Source organism: Aminipila butyrica (assembly GCF_010669305.1).
In the GTDB taxonomy this organism is placed as follows: Bacteria; Bacillota; Clostridia; order Peptostreptococcales; family Anaerovoracaceae; genus Aminipila; species Aminipila butyrica.
On record NZ_CP048649.1, the window covers coordinates 2,877,869 to 2,895,889 of the forward strand.

16 protein-coding genes are annotated in these 18,021 nt (G+C 42.8%); 2 read left to right on the forward strand and 14 right to left on the reverse strand.

Features of this window, described 5'->3' with window-relative positions; genetic code table 11:
- Positions 1-27: 27 nt before the first annotated feature.
- The 6 genes from Ami103574_RS13620 to Ami103574_RS13645 all read right to left on the reverse strand — a co-directional run bounded on the left by Ami103574_RS13620 (position 28) and on the right by Ami103574_RS13645 (position 6,687).
- Complete coding sequence (locus tag Ami103574_RS13620; RefSeq protein WP_163067509.1) at positions 28-1,395, reverse strand: tripartite tricarboxylate transporter permease; 1,368 nt, start codon at positions 1,393-1,395, stop codon at positions 28-30.
- Positions 1,396-1,827, reverse strand: coding sequence for a hypothetical protein (locus Ami103574_RS13625; protein WP_163067510.1), 432 nt, complete (start codon positions 1,825-1,827; stop codon positions 1,396-1,398). It abuts the gene before it with no gap.
- Between the two features lie 19 nt (positions 1,828-1,846).
- Complete coding sequence (locus tag Ami103574_RS13630) at positions 1,847-3,109, reverse strand: hydroxymethylglutaryl-CoA reductase, degradative (RefSeq protein ID WP_163067511.1); 1,263 nt, start codon at positions 3,107-3,109, stop codon at positions 1,847-1,849.
- Between the two features lie 38 nt (positions 3,110-3,147).
- The gene (locus Ami103574_RS13635) at positions 3,148-3,468 is read right to left on the reverse strand and encodes an AtuA-related protein (protein ID WP_163067512.1); all 321 of its coding nucleotides are present in this window, start codon (positions 3,466-3,468) and stop codon (positions 3,148-3,150) included.
- On the reverse strand, positions 3,469-4,842 hold the full coding sequence (locus Ami103574_RS13640) for an acyclic terpene utilization AtuA family protein (protein WP_163067513.1): 1,374 nt from the start codon (positions 4,840-4,842) through the stop codon (positions 3,469-3,471). It abuts the gene before it with no gap.
- Positions 4,843-5,034: 192 nt separating this feature from the next.
- Positions 5,035-6,687: a sigma-54 interaction domain-containing protein gene (locus tag Ami103574_RS13645; RefSeq protein WP_246213153.1), complete on the reverse strand. Its 1,653-nt coding sequence runs from the start codon at positions 6,685-6,687 to the stop codon at positions 5,035-5,037.
- Between the two features lie 293 nt (positions 6,688-6,980).
- Here Ami103574_RS13645 and Ami103574_RS13650 point away from each other — a divergent pair, with 293 nt between their 5' ends.
- Both Ami103574_RS13650 and Ami103574_RS13655 read left to right on the forward strand, forming a co-directional pair.
- Entirely contained in the window at positions 6,981-7,538 is a 558-nt protein-coding gene (locus Ami103574_RS13650; RefSeq protein WP_163067514.1) for an RNA polymerase sigma factor, read from the forward strand.
- Positions 7,535-8,659 carry a DUF4179 domain-containing protein gene (locus tag Ami103574_RS13655; RefSeq protein ID WP_163067515.1) on the forward strand — a complete coding sequence of 375 codons (1,125 nt, stop codon included), beginning with the start codon at positions 7,535-7,537 and terminating at the stop codon, positions 8,657-8,659. The genes Ami103574_RS13650 and Ami103574_RS13655 overlap by 4 nt, the downstream gene beginning before the upstream one ends.
- 359 nt (positions 8,660-9,018) lie before the next feature.
- Here the strand turns inward: Ami103574_RS13655 and Ami103574_RS13660 are convergent, their stop codons facing one another.
- From Ami103574_RS13660 to dusB, 8 genes are all read right to left on the reverse strand, one after another.
- On the reverse strand, positions 9,019-10,218 hold the full coding sequence (locus Ami103574_RS13660) for an HNH endonuclease signature motif containing protein (RefSeq protein WP_163067516.1): 1,200 nt from the start codon (positions 10,216-10,218) through the stop codon (positions 9,019-9,021).
- A complete protein-coding gene (locus Ami103574_RS13665) occupies positions 10,208-12,067 on the reverse strand; it encodes a DNA adenine methylase (protein WP_163067517.1) in 1,860 nt (619 codons plus the stop codon). Before Ami103574_RS13665 ends, Ami103574_RS13660 begins: the two co-directional genes overlap by 11 nt.
- A 218-nt stretch (positions 12,068-12,285) precedes the next feature.
- Positions 12,286-13,830: a lysine--tRNA ligase gene (gene lysS, locus Ami103574_RS13670; RefSeq protein WP_408609088.1), complete on the reverse strand. Its 1,545-nt coding sequence runs from the start codon at positions 13,828-13,830 to the stop codon at positions 12,286-12,288.
- Positions 13,831-13,914: 84 nt separating this feature from the next.
- Positions 13,915-14,388, reverse strand: coding sequence for a transcription elongation factor GreA (gene greA / locus Ami103574_RS13675; RefSeq protein ID WP_163067518.1), 474 nt, complete (start codon positions 14,386-14,388; stop codon positions 13,915-13,917).
- A 62-nt stretch (positions 14,389-14,450) separates the two neighbouring features.
- A complete protein-coding gene (nhaA, locus tag Ami103574_RS13680) occupies positions 14,451-15,683 on the reverse strand; it encodes a Na+/H+ antiporter NhaA (RefSeq protein ID WP_163067519.1) in 1,233 nt (410 codons plus the stop codon).
- Between the two features lie 187 nt (positions 15,684-15,870).
- Positions 15,871-16,404 (reverse strand): rubrerythrin, encoded by a 534-nt coding sequence (gene rbr / locus Ami103574_RS13685; RefSeq protein WP_163067520.1) that lies wholly within the window; start codon positions 16,402-16,404, stop codon positions 15,871-15,873.
- 58 nt (positions 16,405-16,462) lie between these two features.
- A complete protein-coding gene (locus Ami103574_RS13690; RefSeq protein WP_163067521.1) occupies positions 16,463-16,843 on the reverse strand; it encodes a Fur family transcriptional regulator in 381 nt (126 codons plus the stop codon).
- Between the two features lie 197 nt (positions 16,844-17,040).
- The gene (gene dusB, locus Ami103574_RS13695) at positions 17,041-17,994 is read right to left on the reverse strand and encodes a tRNA dihydrouridine synthase DusB (protein ID WP_456298136.1); all 954 of its coding nucleotides are present in this window, start codon (positions 17,992-17,994) and stop codon (positions 17,041-17,043) included.
- Positions 17,995-18,021: the final 27 nt, after the last annotated feature.

Here is an 18,021-nt window from a genome sequence, read left to right on the forward strand (position 1 = left end):
TTTTATCTTCAATTTTCAAAAGTTTTATTAAATCCCAAACAGCTGCAATACCAGCCAACTGGATGCGTAGAAGGTCATGAACTGAACACCAGTGTGAACGCCGAAGAACTTGTTCAGAATTCCTCCAAAAATACCAATGGTGAGGGAAACGAGAATCCCCACCAGTCCAGCTTCATAGAAGGAAAGAACAATAATCAAGCCCATAAACATGCAGATAATGGCTTCTTGGCTGATATTTTTCAGAACCATGACACTAGCTTTTCTGGCGTAGTTCATGGAAAACGGATAGGCCACCAAGTACGCTACCAAGATACTGATAAATCCGAAAAGCATAAACTGAGACGGAGTCATCAGGGTATGCAGGTTGTTCACTGGATCGCTGGAAAAGATAGGTGCTGCGTTAAACAGCGGTCCTGCCGGTCCCAGTGCTACCGGGCTCAAAGGAATACCAAAGGCCACCAAGGGGATAACGACTTCTGCTATGTAGGTAGATTCCGTTACCGCATTCATTACCGACAAAGTCGTGGTTAGTCTCTGATACGTGCCTTTAACCTTGGAAGATATGATTTCTCCAGCCATTACCGTCATACCTACCGGGCTGAAGGTAAAAGTCAGAGAAGAAATACCTGCACCGAGGAGCGTAAATCCGGTCTGTTTCGGTGAAAGGATTTTTAAAGGGTTTGGGAAATACCCTTTCCAAGACTTCAGCTCCGGTGCCAGCCAGAATTCCCGAGGTGCTTTTCGAAGAAGCATCTGCCGGGTGACTGGTGAAAGCAGCGTCACGATGTCAGCAAACATGGGGCCAATAGCGATGCCCAAGAAAATACTAATGGATACTGAGTGTTCTGCTGCCACAGCCATCTTAATCAGCCCTTGCAGAAATACGGCAAAAGGAATTAAGACAAAGATACTAGCCCACTTCCCTTTTGATGTATAGGCAATAATCAAGGCAGCGATGATAAAGATAATGGGTGCCCAGGCCTTTACCAAGTCGCCGAAAGGTGCCAGCAGGGTCGCAAAGCCAATGGATACGGGTAGTGCAATAACGGCACCGACAATGGCACCGGATATCATCTTTCGCAGCGCCATGTGCGGCACGCCCAGCCTCCGCAAGACATTGGCATGCTCTAGCAGCGGAACGGCCATGGTATCCCCTGGTACACCCATAAGGGCTGTAGGAATGGCGTGGGTCATGTGCTTTGATACCGCGGCAGCCATAAAGAATCCAAAGATAGCCACCGGGGGAAAGCCCAATAGGATAATCAATAGAGTCAAAGGGGCTATAGTAGCCGTCTCATCCGTACCAGAGATTAAACCCATAAAGGAAAAGATAATACCGCCCAGCAGAGCGCCCCCCACGCCCCACATGAGATCGTGAATCAACATCGCGTCCATTTACACGTCCTCCTTTCCCGATTGGCTTTCGCCCGCAAACAGCTCATAGATCTTTAAGCTCTTCATCTCTTCCACAATGCAGCTTTCCGCTTTCTGCAAATATTCCCGTTCTTTATCCCGATCCAGTCCCAGTTCCTCCAGAACCTGAAGCTGATCCTCTTCTGCAAAGTGCTTTTCGTTGAGAATTCTTTTCGGTTTGAACAGCTTGGCAGATATGGCTGCACTGATTAGAGATCCTAAAATCCCCACCAGCAGGGCATAAGCCTTTATCAGGTTAGGGGCTACCCCATCCAGGCTCGTCTGCATAAAATGCCAGGCCGTACTGAACAGAGTCAGACTTACGACGATGCCAATGACCGCAGCAATGGCTAAATGACGGATGTCTACTGTATCACCCCATACGTCTGCATAGAAGTATTTTTTCTCTTCCATGGCTTCTTCCTCCTGTCCTTTATTTGGTATATTCTTTCAACAGCTCTTGGGCATATTCCAATCTTACCTTTTTCTCCTTTACCATCTTATCTACAATCTTATCCAGGATGTCTCCTTTTGCTCCGGTTACAGAAGCCAGATTTCTAGCATGGAGAGACATATGGCCCCGCTGAATACCTTCTGTGGCCAGCGCCTTAATGGCTGCCAGGTTCTGGGCCAAGCCTACGGAAGCAATAATTTCTCCCAGCTCCGCAGCACTCTTTACCCCCAGCATTTTTACCGCTACTTGAGCCGTCGGGTGAATCTTCGTAGCACCACCTACCAAGCCTACAGCCATAGGCAGTTCAATGGTTCCCACTAAATCTCCGTTCTGATCTTTTTCCCAAGTAGTTAACGACGTGTACTGCCCAGAGCGGGAAGCATACGCATGTGCTCCCGATTCGATGGCTCTGGTATCGTTTCCCGTCGCCAAGACCACCGGTACGATGCCGTTCATAATGCCCTTATTGTGCGTAGCCGCCCGGTATGGGTCTGCTGCCGCAAAGGCGTAGGCGGTAATAATCTGATTCACCACGTCTTCGCCTCCGATGGCCTCCTTCTTAATATGTACACGGGAACGAGCCAGACGGTGCACAGCCAAATTAGACAGAATCCTCAGGTGTACCGTCCCGCCGGAGACTTCCTCCAGGAATGGAGCTACCGCCTCAGCCATGGTGTTTACGGCATTGGCGCCCATAGCATCTAAGGTATTCACATGGAGGTGCACTACGACCATGTGGCCTACAGCACTGTTAATAATCCGCACATCCAAATCCTGCATGCCGCCGCCGTGCTGAACTAAGATGGGGTCCTTCTCATTACAGATTTCTATAATCTTCGCCTTATTCTCATAGATACGAATTTTAGCGGCATTGGGATCCGGCACGTCTAAAATCTGCACCTGAGCAATCATCACAGAACCAGAATTGCTGGCAAAGAAGCCTCCGCCATCTCGAGCCATCTTGGCAGCATTGCTGGCCGCAGCCACCACCGATGGTTCCTCTGTCACCATGGGAATCACGTAGTCCTTGCCATTTATCATGAAGTTTAATGCTACGCCCATGGGCAGCTGGAAGGTACCGATGACGTTTTCAATCATATGGTCTGCCTTATCCATATCCAGTGCTCCGGGCTGGCTGATAACCTCCTGGTCTGCCTGGGAAATTCCTGAAAATTCACTTACTTCTGCCAATCTCTCTGCCGGGGATAATTTATAAAATCCTGAATAACTGCTGGTTTTCATGGTATTCTCCTCTCATCTCACAACTCGTTGGTTAACGATTATTCCTCTGTATCAATTTTCATTCTCATAAAAGCTGAGCCCATAGATTTGCCCAAGGAATCCAACCGCAGAGAATGGGTAGCCCCGCCGCCCAAGGCGTGCTTCATGACAAAATTGAAGCCATGGAGGCTATCCACCTCATAGCGAGTAATTTCACCCTGTACCATATCTCCAAAGTGGGATTTCACCCGTTCCACGGTTAATATCCGCTTTAAGAACTCATAATCCTTGGGATCCCGCGCATACACACAAATGTTGCTGGTGTCCCCCTTGTCTCCAGATCTGCCGTGAGCTAACTGGTTTAAATATACCTGTGCCATTTATTTCACCTCCAGAATATTCGATTTCAGCTCTACGACGCTTCTCGGAATAAAGGTCGGCCACAAACCGATAACTTCTTGCACCTTAGCCCGTCCGCCGAAGAAACTTGCTCCGGGAGGACCGTTCAGCTGCAATGGAGAAATCTCCGGTACTAACTTCATCGCTTCTGATTTCTCCAGAGTCCGCACAGCGATTCGCAAGACCACCTCATTCATGTTCTTTACCAGTTCAGGGTCCATGCTGGCCACCCCTAAGTGCAGTGCATTCAGACCTAAGTAATCAATGCGAATTTCTTCTGCCTTTAAGCCTTTGCGCTTCATCTTCTTCATCAGGATATCTGCTGCATACTGCGCCTTCTCGTAAGCATCCGGCCAAGCAAAACTTAGATACGTCTCTACCTTGTAGCCGGCATGATAGCCAATACTCAGCTTCAAATTATCGGGCCTGGTCTTGCCCTTGATATTGCCCACTTTAACCCGATTGTCGCCGGATTGAGTCAGGGTTGCATGGCTGATATCCACGTTTACGTCCGGTGTAATGTAGTTGGCTGGGTCGTGAACCTCATACAGGAATTGCTCCTTGCAGCTCTGCTCGCTGATCAAGCCGCCGCAATCCTCCGCCTTGGTGATAAACATCTCCTGCTCTGTCAGCTCCGCAATCGGAAAGCCCAGTTCATCCATTCTTGGAACAGCTCTCCAATCATAGTCAAAGTTGCCGCCCGCTCCCTGGCCGCCGCATTCCAGCAGATGACCAGCCATAATGCCCCGGGCCAGATTATCATAATCGTCGGCAGCCCAGCCAAATTCGTGCTTTAACGGAGCTAAAAACAAGGCCGAATCTGCAGCTCTGCCTGTGACCACAATGTCTGCCCCCTGTTCCAGACACGCCACAATGGGCTCGTGTCCAAAGTAGACGTTGGCATTTAGTATTTTGTCTTCAATCTCTGAAAAATCGCCGTCGTGATCGATATTTTTAAAATCCAGACCCTGCGCCTTCAGCGCTGGTATCCGGTCCTTCATGTCGTCGCCCACAACGTAACCAATCTTATATCCAGAAAGGCCTTGATCCATAGCAGTCTGTTCAATAGCCTTGACGGCTCCGGTGATGTTCATGCCTCCGGCATTTGAAATAATCTTGATGCCCTTTTCATAACCTTCCTTACCGATGATTCTTACTAAATCGATAAAGTCTCTTGCATATCCGGCTTCTGGATTCCGATTCTTCTGCCTCTGCATGATGGATAAGGTCAGTTCTGCCAGATAATCACAGGCCATATAATTCAAATTGCCCTTTTTTATCATATGGATGGCGGCATCGTTGCTGTCTCCCCAGAAACCCTGACCGCCTCCTATACGAATTTTTTTACCGTCCATAACGTATCCTCCTTCTCTATGCTTTTTATTAAAGCAATATCCATGCCAAAGGTATAAACGGTTGAAATATCACTCTTTTTTCTGGTCTCTTTCATTTTCTGCACTTTTATTTACAAAAAAGGTGCCATAATTAGCACCTTTTCTGAACATTTTGCTTATTTTTTCGCCTTTTAATAGTGCCATTTTTGTCACTTAAGTGTCTTTTTCGCTACCATTGATTCCATACTCTTTTAATTTTCTATAAAAAGTCCGCTTGCTAACCTCTAATTCCTTCATAGCCCGAACCTTGCTTCCCCGATTCTGAGCGATAGCCTCTATAAGAATCTTTTTCTCCAAGGCCCCTAGTGCTTCTCGCAAAGGACCTCCCTGATAGCTCTGACCGACGGGCTGAACAGATGCACCAGCAAGCTCCATTACCTCAGCCCCGGCAGCTTCTTCGCTCCCCACAAGCTGCTTCATGTGAGGCGGCAGATGGCTGATACCGAACAGCTCTCCACTGCACATAATAACCGCATATTCCATGCAGTTCTTCAATTCACGTACGTTTCCCGGCCAACTGTAGGTATGAAGAAAGGTCAAGACTTCATGAGAAAAAGTCAGCTTTTTTTCATATCGTCGGTTGTATACCTGTAGAAAGTGGTTAGCCAAGAGACCGATATCCTCCCGCCGCTCCTTTAAGGACGGCACATCAATCTCCACAATATTTAGGCGAAAATACAAATCCTGACGAAAGGTTTTTTCTTGAATCATCTGCTCTAAGGGTTGATTGGTGGCGGCAATCAACCGCACATTTACCGGGATGTTCCGCTGGCGGCCAATCTTTTCAATTTCTCCCGCCTGTAGTACCCGCAGCAGCTTGGCCTGCATGGCCATGGGCATGTCCCCAATCTCGTCCAGAAATAAAGTTCCGCCGTTGGCCAGCTCAAACTTGCCCATCTTACCTCCGGCTTTAGCTCCTGTAAAAGAGCCTTCTTCGTAACCAAACAGTTCGCTTTCGATGAGGTTCTCCGGGATAGCCGCACAGTTGACCAGAATCATCGGCTTGGTCTTTCTCCCGCTGTTCTCGTGAATAATTTTAGCAATCATCTCTTTTCCTGCGCCGTTTTCTCCCTTAATCAACACAGAAGCCTCTGTCTTGGCCACAATAAGAGCCTGAGATACGGTTTTCATAAAGGCGGGACTTTTGCCGATGATTTCCAGCCGTGACATCTGTTCTTGGGCCTCTGCCTGCCGTTGATAGTTTAAAGCGATTTCATTGGCTTTAGCAACTGCCTCTCCCAATTTTACTTCCACGGTGGTGTCCTGAAAAATAGACACCACACCCAGAAACTCGCTCCCCCTCTCCAGCGGATAAATTCTGGCAGAAACGTACTTATCCAGCGTTTTAATATACTGTTTTTCCTGGAATACTGGAATCTTCTTTTCCAGCACATTGATAATCTCCGCTCCTGGCTCTACTTGGCGAATATCTCGGCCGATGAGCCTCCCCAGGGAAACCCCCAGTATTTTAGAATAGGAACTATTCAGATAAAATATCCGCCCGTGGCGATCAATGGCAATGACCGCCTCCTGAAATCGGTCCATAATTTCAGCCAGCATCCAGCTGGCTGACATGGACAGCAGGTACAGCAGCAGGTCCTTCTCCACCTGACCCACCTTCTGCCCCGCCGCATCTGTCACGCCAATCACCGGAGCATAGGATTTCAGTTCCTCCAATGTCAACTCTTGAAGACAGGTATCCATGCACAAGCTTTTTCCCCTCTTATCCGAATTTATGTTGTGGTCCTTTCCTGGTCCACTGTCCTCTCCAGCCTTCCAGACGTTCATCAGGTCTCCTAGTCGCATCGGTTCAGCCCTCCTTTTCCGCTCCGTAATCAGCCTTATACTTCCTTCATATTATAACACCTTTTATTTTTACTCTTTTCATTTTCTATATTGTAGCATTGATTGTTCTGCATTTCATCCGTAACTTTACCTTCTTTTAGTTCTAACTCAACAAATAAAATCTACTTATTCATATTTAAACTTAAAAAAATATGCTAAATTAGTGAGTGAAAACATCATTTTTTACGAATATATAGGTAAAGGGATTTTATATAAAGACAACATAATTAGCAATATTAGAAAGGGAGGACCCAATGAATGAAGATCAGCAGTTGATTTCACTTATCCGAGACAATCCCCAAGAGGGGTTGTCTAAAGCAATTGAGTTATACGGGGGAACTTTAAAATGGATTATCATAAAAATCCTCGGCAATTCCAGTCCCCAGGACGTGGAAGAATGTATGTCGGACGTCTTTGTCAAGCTATGGCAAAATATTGACTCTTTTAAAATAGAAAGAAAGGTACCCTTAAAAAGTTATTTGTTCGGCATAACCAGGTATACAGCCATCGACTATAGCAGAAAGAATAGCACTCAGATGGAATTTATACCCATTGAAGAAAGCGAGATCGGCGTATCCATTGACTTTACCGACGAATTAACCAAGGAACATAACTGTCAGATTCTCCAGGAAGCCATCGACGAACTGCCAGAGCCAGACAAAAAAATATTTATTCACCGCTACTACCTTCACCAACAGATCAATGCCATTGCTTCGCGGCTTTCTCTCAGCCCTAAAACAGTGGAAAATAAATTGTATCGCGGTAAACAGAAGCTGCGTCAATCGTTAATCGAAAGGGGAATTGTTCTATGAGCAAATTAGAAGATATGATGAAATACTATAATCTCAAAGAGGAAGACTTATTGGGTAGCGAAGCACTTTCGGAGGAAGAACGTGCACAGATTCTTGAAAAAACACTATTGAAGGCAGGTCTTACCCCAGAGCTAGAAGCCGATACTGCCTCACTCCCTACTTCGGACATCCCATTAAAGCCCAAGAAGCCTTACCGCAAGCGCTTTGCCCTGCTGACAGCAGCCTGCATCACTGTGCTTGCTTTAGGGGCTGTGTCCTTTGCCGCCACGTCCTTAAACAGCACGTTCTTAAACTTCTTCCATCCTCAAACTCAGGAAGAGACCGACCTGCTAAACGGCTTAGGGACAATCATCGATCAACAGGTGACCAACAATGGCCTCACCATCCACATAAAAGAAGCCTTGGGAGACCACAATGCCGTCTACGTGCTCTTTGACCTCATCGCCGCAGAAGGAACAGTGCTGGATCAAGAACAATATACCTTTGTTCTCCAAAACATCTCTCTTGAACAGGATTGGAGTTCCATAGGCCCTCATGGCGCTGGCTACAGTATTCAGGAAATGGAAGATCCGGATCCCACGGACAATATAAAGCCCATGATTTTATCCTTTTCTTCCAGTCAGAAGATCAGCGGTAAAAAAATGACCTTTGACTTCAAAGACTTTTCTACCTATAAGACCGGGGATGAACTGGAAAACCGTCCGGAAATGACCGAACCCGGTACTCCAGGGGATGAAAATGATATTTATAACATTCTGATTCCAGGGGAATGGAAGATTGAATTTCCTTTGAATTATCAGGATACTACGGTGGCTTATAAATTGAATGAAGCGCTGAAATATAAGGATATCTCCTTTACGCTGAAAGAGGTTCGCCTCTCACCAATATCCATCAGCATGAGTTTAGTTACATCTCAGGACATAAGCAGCGATCGGCTTCATGAGACTCCGCTGCTCCTCCACCTGAAGGACGGCACAACCATTGATACCCAGCAGTGCAGCCGAGGGACCAGCTCTGATACCTTTAGAACGGTCATCGATGCTCAGTTTGATGAAATCATCAATCCGACGGAAATCCAATCCATTGAGTATTGTGGAACGGTCCTTCCTATAAAATTTTAAACTTTCAACTTGTAAAAAAGGCGATCGGGGCACAAACTCTGGCCGCCTTTTTATATTTGCAAAATCCATAAAAGAAGGTTAGGAACAGAATTTCTTGATTGAGCTGTTTCGGAAACCAGCCGACAGCAAAGAACTATTTTACAGGCGAAAATAATTTATGCTATACTACAGGAGTGCTACCGGAAACACGGTAGGCAGTTATGCCCTTGCGAGAGGGTGATGCTTATGTCCACAACGGAAACGATAGCCTTACTGGCTTTACTGGTTAATGTTGTATTAGTTACATATACAATCACAAAAGAAAGGACGAGGTAATCCCTTTCCTTTCTTTTCTCTATATTGCAACTTATAAAAGCTATTTATATAGCTTTGTTTCTTTTTCGAATATATTCTTCAAATTGCGTTGTCATAATTTCATCTTTAAGTTGTTTTACTTTTGTTATTTCATCCAGATATACAACTTGATTTGCTTCAATGCCATCAGCATAATATAATTGCCCATTTTTATTCAACCTCAAAATATTATCATCAAATAATTTATGATGATTCTCGCAAAGCCAAAGTCCATTTTCTCCATTTGTAGCGTGAGTCAATTTTTCATCAAACGACAATAATACTTCTTTCTTTATTTCCGCCACAGGCCAAATATGAGCGCCTTGAATTATAGAAGGTATTTCGCAATTACAAAATGTACAATGTTTTTCTCCAAGTTTTCGACCCAAATTATATATATAGCTTGGAGACCTAAGGCTGTTATTTTCTTCAAATACTTTCTTCTCTAATGTTCTATCTGTTGCTACAATTTCTATAGCACCCATTGAACGAATAACATTTAAACTTGCTTCTGGTAATTCCTTTAAATCCCCTTCTAATATCTCATACAAGGTAATCGTATGCTCTTTTTTTCTAAGCATTGATAATGCATAACATATCATACTTGTTTCATATTTATTAGCGCCATACGTTTTGCCATATATATCAATTTGCAGAGGGCCACTCTTTGTAATATAAGTTGAATTATTACTTCTATTTTTCCCTGTGTTTATTCTTCTATTAAACATAATATCCTCAACCGAGGTATATGCACCTATTTTTGCAGAAAGAACCGCATCTGCATTCAAGAATTGACACCCTACCGTATGCATAAGTCGATACATTAAAATTTGGTAATCCGTTTCTGCATTTCCCTTCACATTTAAGAAGTAATAAAACAACCTTTTATTAGGATGCGGATTAGAATAATAAATATTAAATGCAGTCGGTACACTCTGAACACTTGAATTTCTGCCACCAATCTCTTTTTCAGAAAAAGTAATGTAATCTACACTATCCTTATACTGCATAATTGCCATACGACCTTTATTATACGATTTCGGAAGAAATTCATCTGAATATTCATTATCTACATATTCATATGTGAACTCATCCATATTAGCAATCCGATGACAAACATCTTTCAATATATCTGGTGTAGCTATATCACTGAAATACACACCAGTTTGCTTAGATTTTTGCAGATTCTTTTTTATTACAAAATGAGGTTTTTCTCTATAAATCATAATTAGTAATCAGCACTTCCTTTCGTCTACTTCCTGAAATACCTAATATATCTCCTAACGCTGTCAATCGGTAATTATTATTTTTAATCCAAGTTAAAACATCTTCGTTTCTTTGCCCTTTATGTTCAACAACATAGGATAACATAAATTTAATATTTTTTTCATTTAGAATATCTAAGTTCGTTAATAGGCTTCTTTCCAACTCTTTACTCCATCCATTAAATCCTCTTTTGCCATCATTATAAGTACCCGTTGTCATTTGATATGGTGGGTCTAAGTATACGAATGCTCTATCATCTAAATCATGTATTATTTCTTGGTAATCATCGCTGAGAAATATTATATTTTTTTCTTTTATTTCTCTTGAAAAGCTAATCATTTTTTCTAAAACTTTATCATTGAACCATCGCATTCCTACTGGATTATTAAATTCATGTCGACTATTAAATCTTATCTGTTGCTGATATCCATATAAAATTATTGTAAACAGTAACCGGGGATCTCTCTTTTTAATTGGCAGTAAGTTATAATATTTTCTCGCACTAATGTATGCATCCGCATTCGCTTTTTGCAACCCAAATTTTTTTATTATTTTTTTCATATAAATCAAATATTGATAAGTATCGTATTCTTTAAAAGAGCGTATGATTTCTTCAACAAAATAATTTATATCATTATAGAGGATTGTATCTGCAATACTATTTATACCAACATTGAATCCACCACCAAATATATCTGCAAATACATCAATACCAGCGGGTATTCTATTTCTTATATCAGTAACAATTCTCCCTTTACTTCCAACATAATTCAAAGGAGATTCAAAGAACACTTCTTTTTTTCCCTTCATTTCAACATAAAACAGATATTCAAAATGTTCTTTTTTATTTTGAGATTTCCAATTCTGATATTTTTTATATGAAATATCTATGCATTCATAAGTTTCTGGTTTCCCATATCTTTTCATTGATGCTTCAATAAAATCTTTTGACATAAAACCATCATTGTTATAACTCAAAATCACATATTTAGCCGTAGTTTTCGCCATAATTCTATCAAACAATATATTTGCTTTATATTCTTTTGACCAATCCGAACGCATTGGAGCAGTACTTCTTGAACCAGTTATTAGGCTTATTTCTGGTTGGTCATTCAATATCAGTGTTTCTAACAAATGATATTGTGTTCCATATTGATTTTGTGTATATGGTGGGTCTAAATACAAAATATCACATTTTACATCATTTATAATTTCCTCTATTTTTGAATTATAACTCATAAAGGACTTAATTGCATAACCTTTCGTATCAACCTTACTAAATATAATGTCATTTAATGCTCTTGAATCCCATTTCTTCAAAAATGCACCGTAGACCCCTGCTGTATTCGATACCGAAGAAACAGATTCAATTAAACAAGCTAACAAATAATAATATTCATTTTGAGTTAGCAGTTCATCGTTCCACCATTCCTCTATTTGAAATCTAAAATAATCGATTCTTCCTGCATTTTCCAAAGTAAAATACATTCTATCACATAACGCTGGACAATAGTTTTTATAATTAAACCCTTTAACCATTTCTTCGTTATTATTCAAATATTTAAATGGGTCAAATCCTAATTTTTCAAAGGTACATTCTATTGAACATATCCTTCCTTGGGCATATACTGTCGACCACTTTAAATTGTCGTTTATTATTATTCCGAAATACTTTTTAAAATAATCTGCAACAGTACCTGTACCACAAAACGCATCAAAAAAAATCATCTCTCTATCCAATAATCCTTTTTTCTGCAAAAGATTCTCTATATCTTGTAAAATGGATTCCTTATTACCTAAGTATCTCATTAATAATTCCTCACTCCTTGGCTTCTGGAAATTTTCCATACTACTATCAATAATGCATCAAAATATTTTATATTTTCAATATTTAATGTTTTATATAAATAAAAACACCTCGCTCTCAATGATTGAGGTGTTTTCACTTTGAACGTGTTCTCTTCATTTGTTCGTAAATCGGTCGTAAATCTTGCCCTATTCACTTGAAATCCTTGTAAAATAAAATACTATTTTTCAATCGGTTTCATGGTCGGGAAGAGCATAACATCTCTTATCGACGGTGCATCCGTAATCAGCATGATTATCCGGTCGATACCGATGCCCAATCCGCCTGTCGGAGGTAATCCTACCTCTAACGCGTTAACGAAGTCTTCGTCCATCGGATGTGCTTCATCGTCTGAACCATCGTCCAACTGAGCTTGCTGCTCCTTAAACCGCTCATACTGGTCGATTGGGTCGTTCAGCTCGGAGAAGGCGTTGCATACTTCCCAGCCGTTGATATAGCCTTCAAAACGTCTGGTAATCCTCGGATCATTGGCATCTCTCTTCGCCAGAGGAGAGATTTCTACCGGATGTCCCACGATAAATACGGGGCCGTCTAAATACTCCGGTACATCCTCACAAAATTCTTCAAACATCTCTGCCAGAATCTTGCCTCTAGTCATCTTCTTCACTTCATCCTTGTCCATACCCTGCTTAATAGCCGCGTCTCTGGCCTCTTCATCCGTGTTGATGACCGCAAAGTCCACTCCGGTAATTTCCTTGATGGCATCGGCCATGTTCAGCCGTCTCCACGGCGGGGTTAAGTCAAAACTCTTGCCCTGATATTCGATAACCATGCTTCCGGTAGCGGCCAAAGCTGCCTTGGAAATCACCTGCTCCGTTACATCCATCATGTCTTCCATGTTGCCGTAAGCCATATAGCATTCCATGGAGGTATACTCTGGATTGTGATTCCGGTCCATGCCCTCATTTCGAAACATCTTGCCCATCTCGTATACCCGGTCCAAGCCGCCAACAATCAGTCTCTTCAAGAATAACTCGTTGGAAATACGCATTTTCATGTCTAAATCCAACGTGTTGTGATGGGTAGCAAAAGGCCGCGCATTCGCCCCTCCTGCAATGGTGGTTAAAATCGGGGTATCTACTTCCAGGAAACCAAAGTCATCCTCCAACACTTTCTTGATGGTGTGACTAATCTTGGAACGCTGGATAAACGTATTTCTTACTTCCGGATTGACAATCAGGTCCACGTACCGCTGGCGATACCGCTGATCCTGATCCTTTAAGCCGTGGAACTTGTTCGGCAGCACCTGCAGAGACTTGGACAGCAGCACGAGTCGGGCTACCTTGATAGAAATCTCCCCATGGCGGGTCTTAAATACTTCGCCTTCAATGCCTACGATATCACCAATATCATAAGTCAGGAATATCTGATATTCCTCATCCGTAATGGCATCCTGTCTTACGTAAGCTTGAATCCTGCCCTGCTTATCCTGGATATCAATAAAAGAGGCTTTCCCCATGTGACGATTCGCCATCATACGTCCAGCCAAGGAAACGGCTTTTCCTTCCATTTCTTCAAAGTTTTCCTTGATGTCCATACTGAAAGCAGTTATATCCCAGCTTTCGACTAAAAACGGATTCCTACCCATGTCCTGAAGTTTTTTCAACTTCTCTCTCCGAATCATCCGCTGTTCGTTCAGTTTTTCCTCTGAAAGCTCTTCTTCTACTTCTGGGTTTACATTTCTGTTTTCTTCTGTACTCATCATATACCTCTTACCTCTTCTATACCTGTTGAAGCCTGGCAGTCAGGCTGCGTTTACACCATCTCTATTATTTATTGCCTAGAGGGCTTATTTATATATGTCTAAAATTTCATAATGTCTCAAACCGTCTGGCACCTGGATTTCTACGATGGCTCCCAGCTTCTGACGCATAAGGGCTCTGCCTACTGCTGATTCATTGGAAATCTTCCCTTCAAAAGGATCTGCCTCGGCGGAACCAACAATGACATATTCCGCTTCCATACCAGTCTCTTGAACTTTAATCTTGACTTTTAGACCAACATTGACGAAATCTTTTGGCATTTCGTTTTCATCTATAATCTTCGCTTTACGGATCATCGTCTCCAGTTTATGGATTCGTTCTTCCAGTTCCGCCTGCTCATTTTTCGCTGCATCATATTCCGCATTTTCAGATAAGTCGCCGTAAGAAATCGCTTCTTTCAGCCTTTCTGAAACTTCTTTACGTCTCACAGACACCAGTTCTTCATGCTCTGCCACAATTTTCTCGTAGCCTTCCTTGGTTAGCAATATTTCTTCTGCCATCTTTCCAATCTCCTTTCGACTCCTGTCGTATCGTAACATTATACTCTTTTACTCCTGCAAAGTCAACAAATATGACCTTCCGTTTCCATGGTTTGCGCCTGTACTAATTGTTCAGAAGACTTCTCTAACAACTTAAAAATTATCGTGCCGACTATTCCCGCCAATATGGAAGCGGCAATAATCCCTATTTTCGCTGTAGACAACGCCAGCTCCTCTGAAAAGGATAGAGATGTAATGAATAAGGACATGGTGAAACCGATACCCCCAAGAACACTGGCCCCATAAAGATGTTTCATGGTTACTTGGGAAGGCAGCTTGGCAACTTTCAATTTTATGAGCACATAGGACATGCCGAATATACCGACTTGTTTCCCCACAAAGAGGCCGAAGATAATGCCTAGGCTAACAGGTGAAGCTATAAGCTCCAGCAACTGATTAAAATCAATAGCAACACCGGCATTGGCTAAAGCGAACACTGGCATAATCAGAAAGGCAGACCACGGCCCTAACGCCTGTTCAAGCCTATGCAGCAAGGACGTGCGGTATTCCTCTATGTCTTTCCCCACTGGCAAGGACATGCCCAACAGCACGCCGGCAATGGTTGCATGTATCCCAGACTTCAACAGGCAAACCCACAAAATGATACCCAGAAGCAAATAAGCAGGTAGAAAAGTAACCTTCAAGCGATTGATCACTAATAGGAGAATAATAGCAATTAAACCCGCTACCAGGGCACTCCAGGAAAGTTGACTGGTATAAAAAATAGCAATGACGACTATTGCTCCTAAATCATCAATAATGGCAAAAGCCATCAGAAAGATTACGATTCCTCTAGGCGCTTTTCTGGCTGACAGAGATAGTATGCCTAAAGCAAAAGCAATATCCGTTGCCATGGGAATGCCCCATCCGGCAGCCGTTGGCTCCCGATAATTAAATAGCGCATATATGATGGCTGGGACAATCATCCCACCTATGGCAGCAGCGAAAGGCAAGATGGCCTTTTTTAAAGATTTCAACTCCCCAATCGCCAGTTCACGCTTTATTTCCATGCCCACTACCAGGAAAAATATAGCCATCAATCCGTCGTTAACCCAGTGGAGAACCGACATAGACAAGGAAAACTCTTTATACCCAACCCTTATTGTGCTATGAATGATGTGATTATATGCCTCTGCTACATATGAATTGGCTATTATCATGGCGATAATTGTACAGAGCAGAAGCAGGATGCCCCCCGCTGAATCGCTTTTAAAAAAGCGATTTACTGCAAGGGAAACATGATTATTTGTTCTCATTATAATGTCCTTTCTGTATTTTCATTCGGTGATGATAGTTCGTATATTTTGCAAAAGTTTTCTATTATTGTCTCCCTCCTTTTAATTTTCAACAAAAAAACTGCTTCCAACGAATCTAGGTGCTTCCCCCTAAGCTACCTAAAATACTTGAAAACAGTTTTCTGTCCAACCGATAAATGTTATTCTATTAATAGTTTTCTTTTCTAACCTCAAAGTAACTCTGTGGATGCGCACAAACCGGACACACCTGAGGGGCTTTTTTGCCCATTACCAGATGGCCGCAGTTTCGACATTCCCACATCGTTTCATCCGATTTTTCAAAGACTTTCTGCATGTCAACATTGTTAAGAAGTGCCCTGTATCTTTCCTCATGGTGCTTCTCAATCTCTGCAACCATTCTAAACTGTGCTGCAAGGGCTGTAAATCCTTCTTCTTCTGCCTCTTTGGCAAATCCATCATACATATCGGTCCACTCGTAATTTTCTCCCTCAGCTGCATGAAGCAGGTTGGCTGCTGTGTCTCCCAGTTCTCCCAGCGCCTTAAACCACATTTTTGCATGTTCTTTTTCATTGTTTGCTGTAGCTTCAAAGATGGCAGCAATCTGGTCATACCCTTCCTTTTTGGCAACTGACGCAAAATAAGTATATTTATTTCTTGCCTGAGATTCACCTGCAAATGCAGCTGCTAAATTTTTTTCTGTTTTTGTTCCTTTAATATTCATCTTGTTCTCTCCTTTTCTTTTATTATTTAATTTAGATTTTTTAACTGGTTAATAACTTTTAAACTTCTTCCGGGACCATTTGGCTTTTACATTCATTACAAATATACTTCAAGTTCAATTCATATGCCAAAATTTCAATATCTATTTGTTTTGCCAAATATGCCTTTAAATCTGGCACTGATACATCGGATAGTTTTCCGCAGTTCGCACAAATAAGGTGCTCATGAGGGCTCACGGATTTGTCATATCGATCAGGGGAATCTGGCATGCTGATTCGTCTTATTTCCCCGTCCGCCGTCATCAGGCCTAAATTGCGATAAACGGTTCCCATGGCAATGGAAGGCTGCTCTTTCTTTGCTTTCATGAAAATTTCTTCTGCTGTCATATGCTCCGAAGAGTCCTTTATTATTTCAAAAATTAGATTTCTGTGTTTCCCCAAATAAGCACCTCCTTATTTATAATAGGAATAGTTCTTAATATTATTTTATACAGCTTATATGTTTTTGTCAAGCGTAATCTATCAATATTAAAAATTTTTTTCAACTAAAAAGGACGTCAATCAAGATTGAAGGATTGACGTCCTCAAGACTTTTCATTATTTTTCTGACCTAACTCACGAAGGGCAGCGGAAGCGAGTTAACCCAACTGCTTTAACAGCTGATTGATTTCTTCAAAAGTTTTCTTCTGATTGATTTCTGCCCGCAGATGGGCCGAGCCTTTTATCCCTTTCAAATACCAGGAAATATGTTTTCTCATTTCCCGTACCCCGACATATTCGCCTTTTTCCGCCATCACATAAGCGCAATGCTGATCAATGACCGCCAGCCGCTCTGCTGTAGAAGGAGGTTCTGGCTTCTCCTGCCCTTCCCAAAGAGCTAGAGCTTCCCGGAAAATCCACGGATTGCCCTGAGCTCCCCGAGCAATCATCACCATATCACAACCCGTCTGATTCAGCATGCGAATAGCCTCCTCCCCAGAAAACACATCCCCATTGCCGATGACTGGCACAGACACGGCCTGCTTAATCTGCGCAATCATCGACCAATCTGCCTTCCCGGTATAATACTGCTCCCGAGTGCGCCCATGAACAGCTACTGCGGCGGCGCCGGCAGCTTCTGCTGCCCGGGCCACCTCTACACCATTGATGGAATTCTCATCAAAGCCAATGCGAATCTTCACGGTCACAGGCTTCTTTGCCTCGGCAACTGTTGCTTGAACCAGTCGGTACACCAAATCCGGGTCCTTCAGCAAAGCCGAGCCTTCCCCGTTTTTGACGATTTTCGGAACGGGACACCCCATATTGATATCCAACAGTACATTAGGACGGTCTGCCAGTTCCCTGGCTGCATAGGCCAAGATGTCCGGCTCACTGCCAAAGAGCTGATAAGCCACCGGCTCCTCGTCTTCATAGGTCTGCAACAGACGATCTGTATTCTTATCCTTATAAAAAAGTCCTTTACCGCTGACCATCTCCGAATAAACCATGGCTGCTCCCATCTGCCTACAGATACGCCGAAAAGAAGAATCCGTCACCCCTGCCAGCGGGGCCAGCAAAAAAGGGTTTTCCAGCTTTATTGTTCCGATGGCAATCTCTCTCATGCCTACACCTTCGTCCTT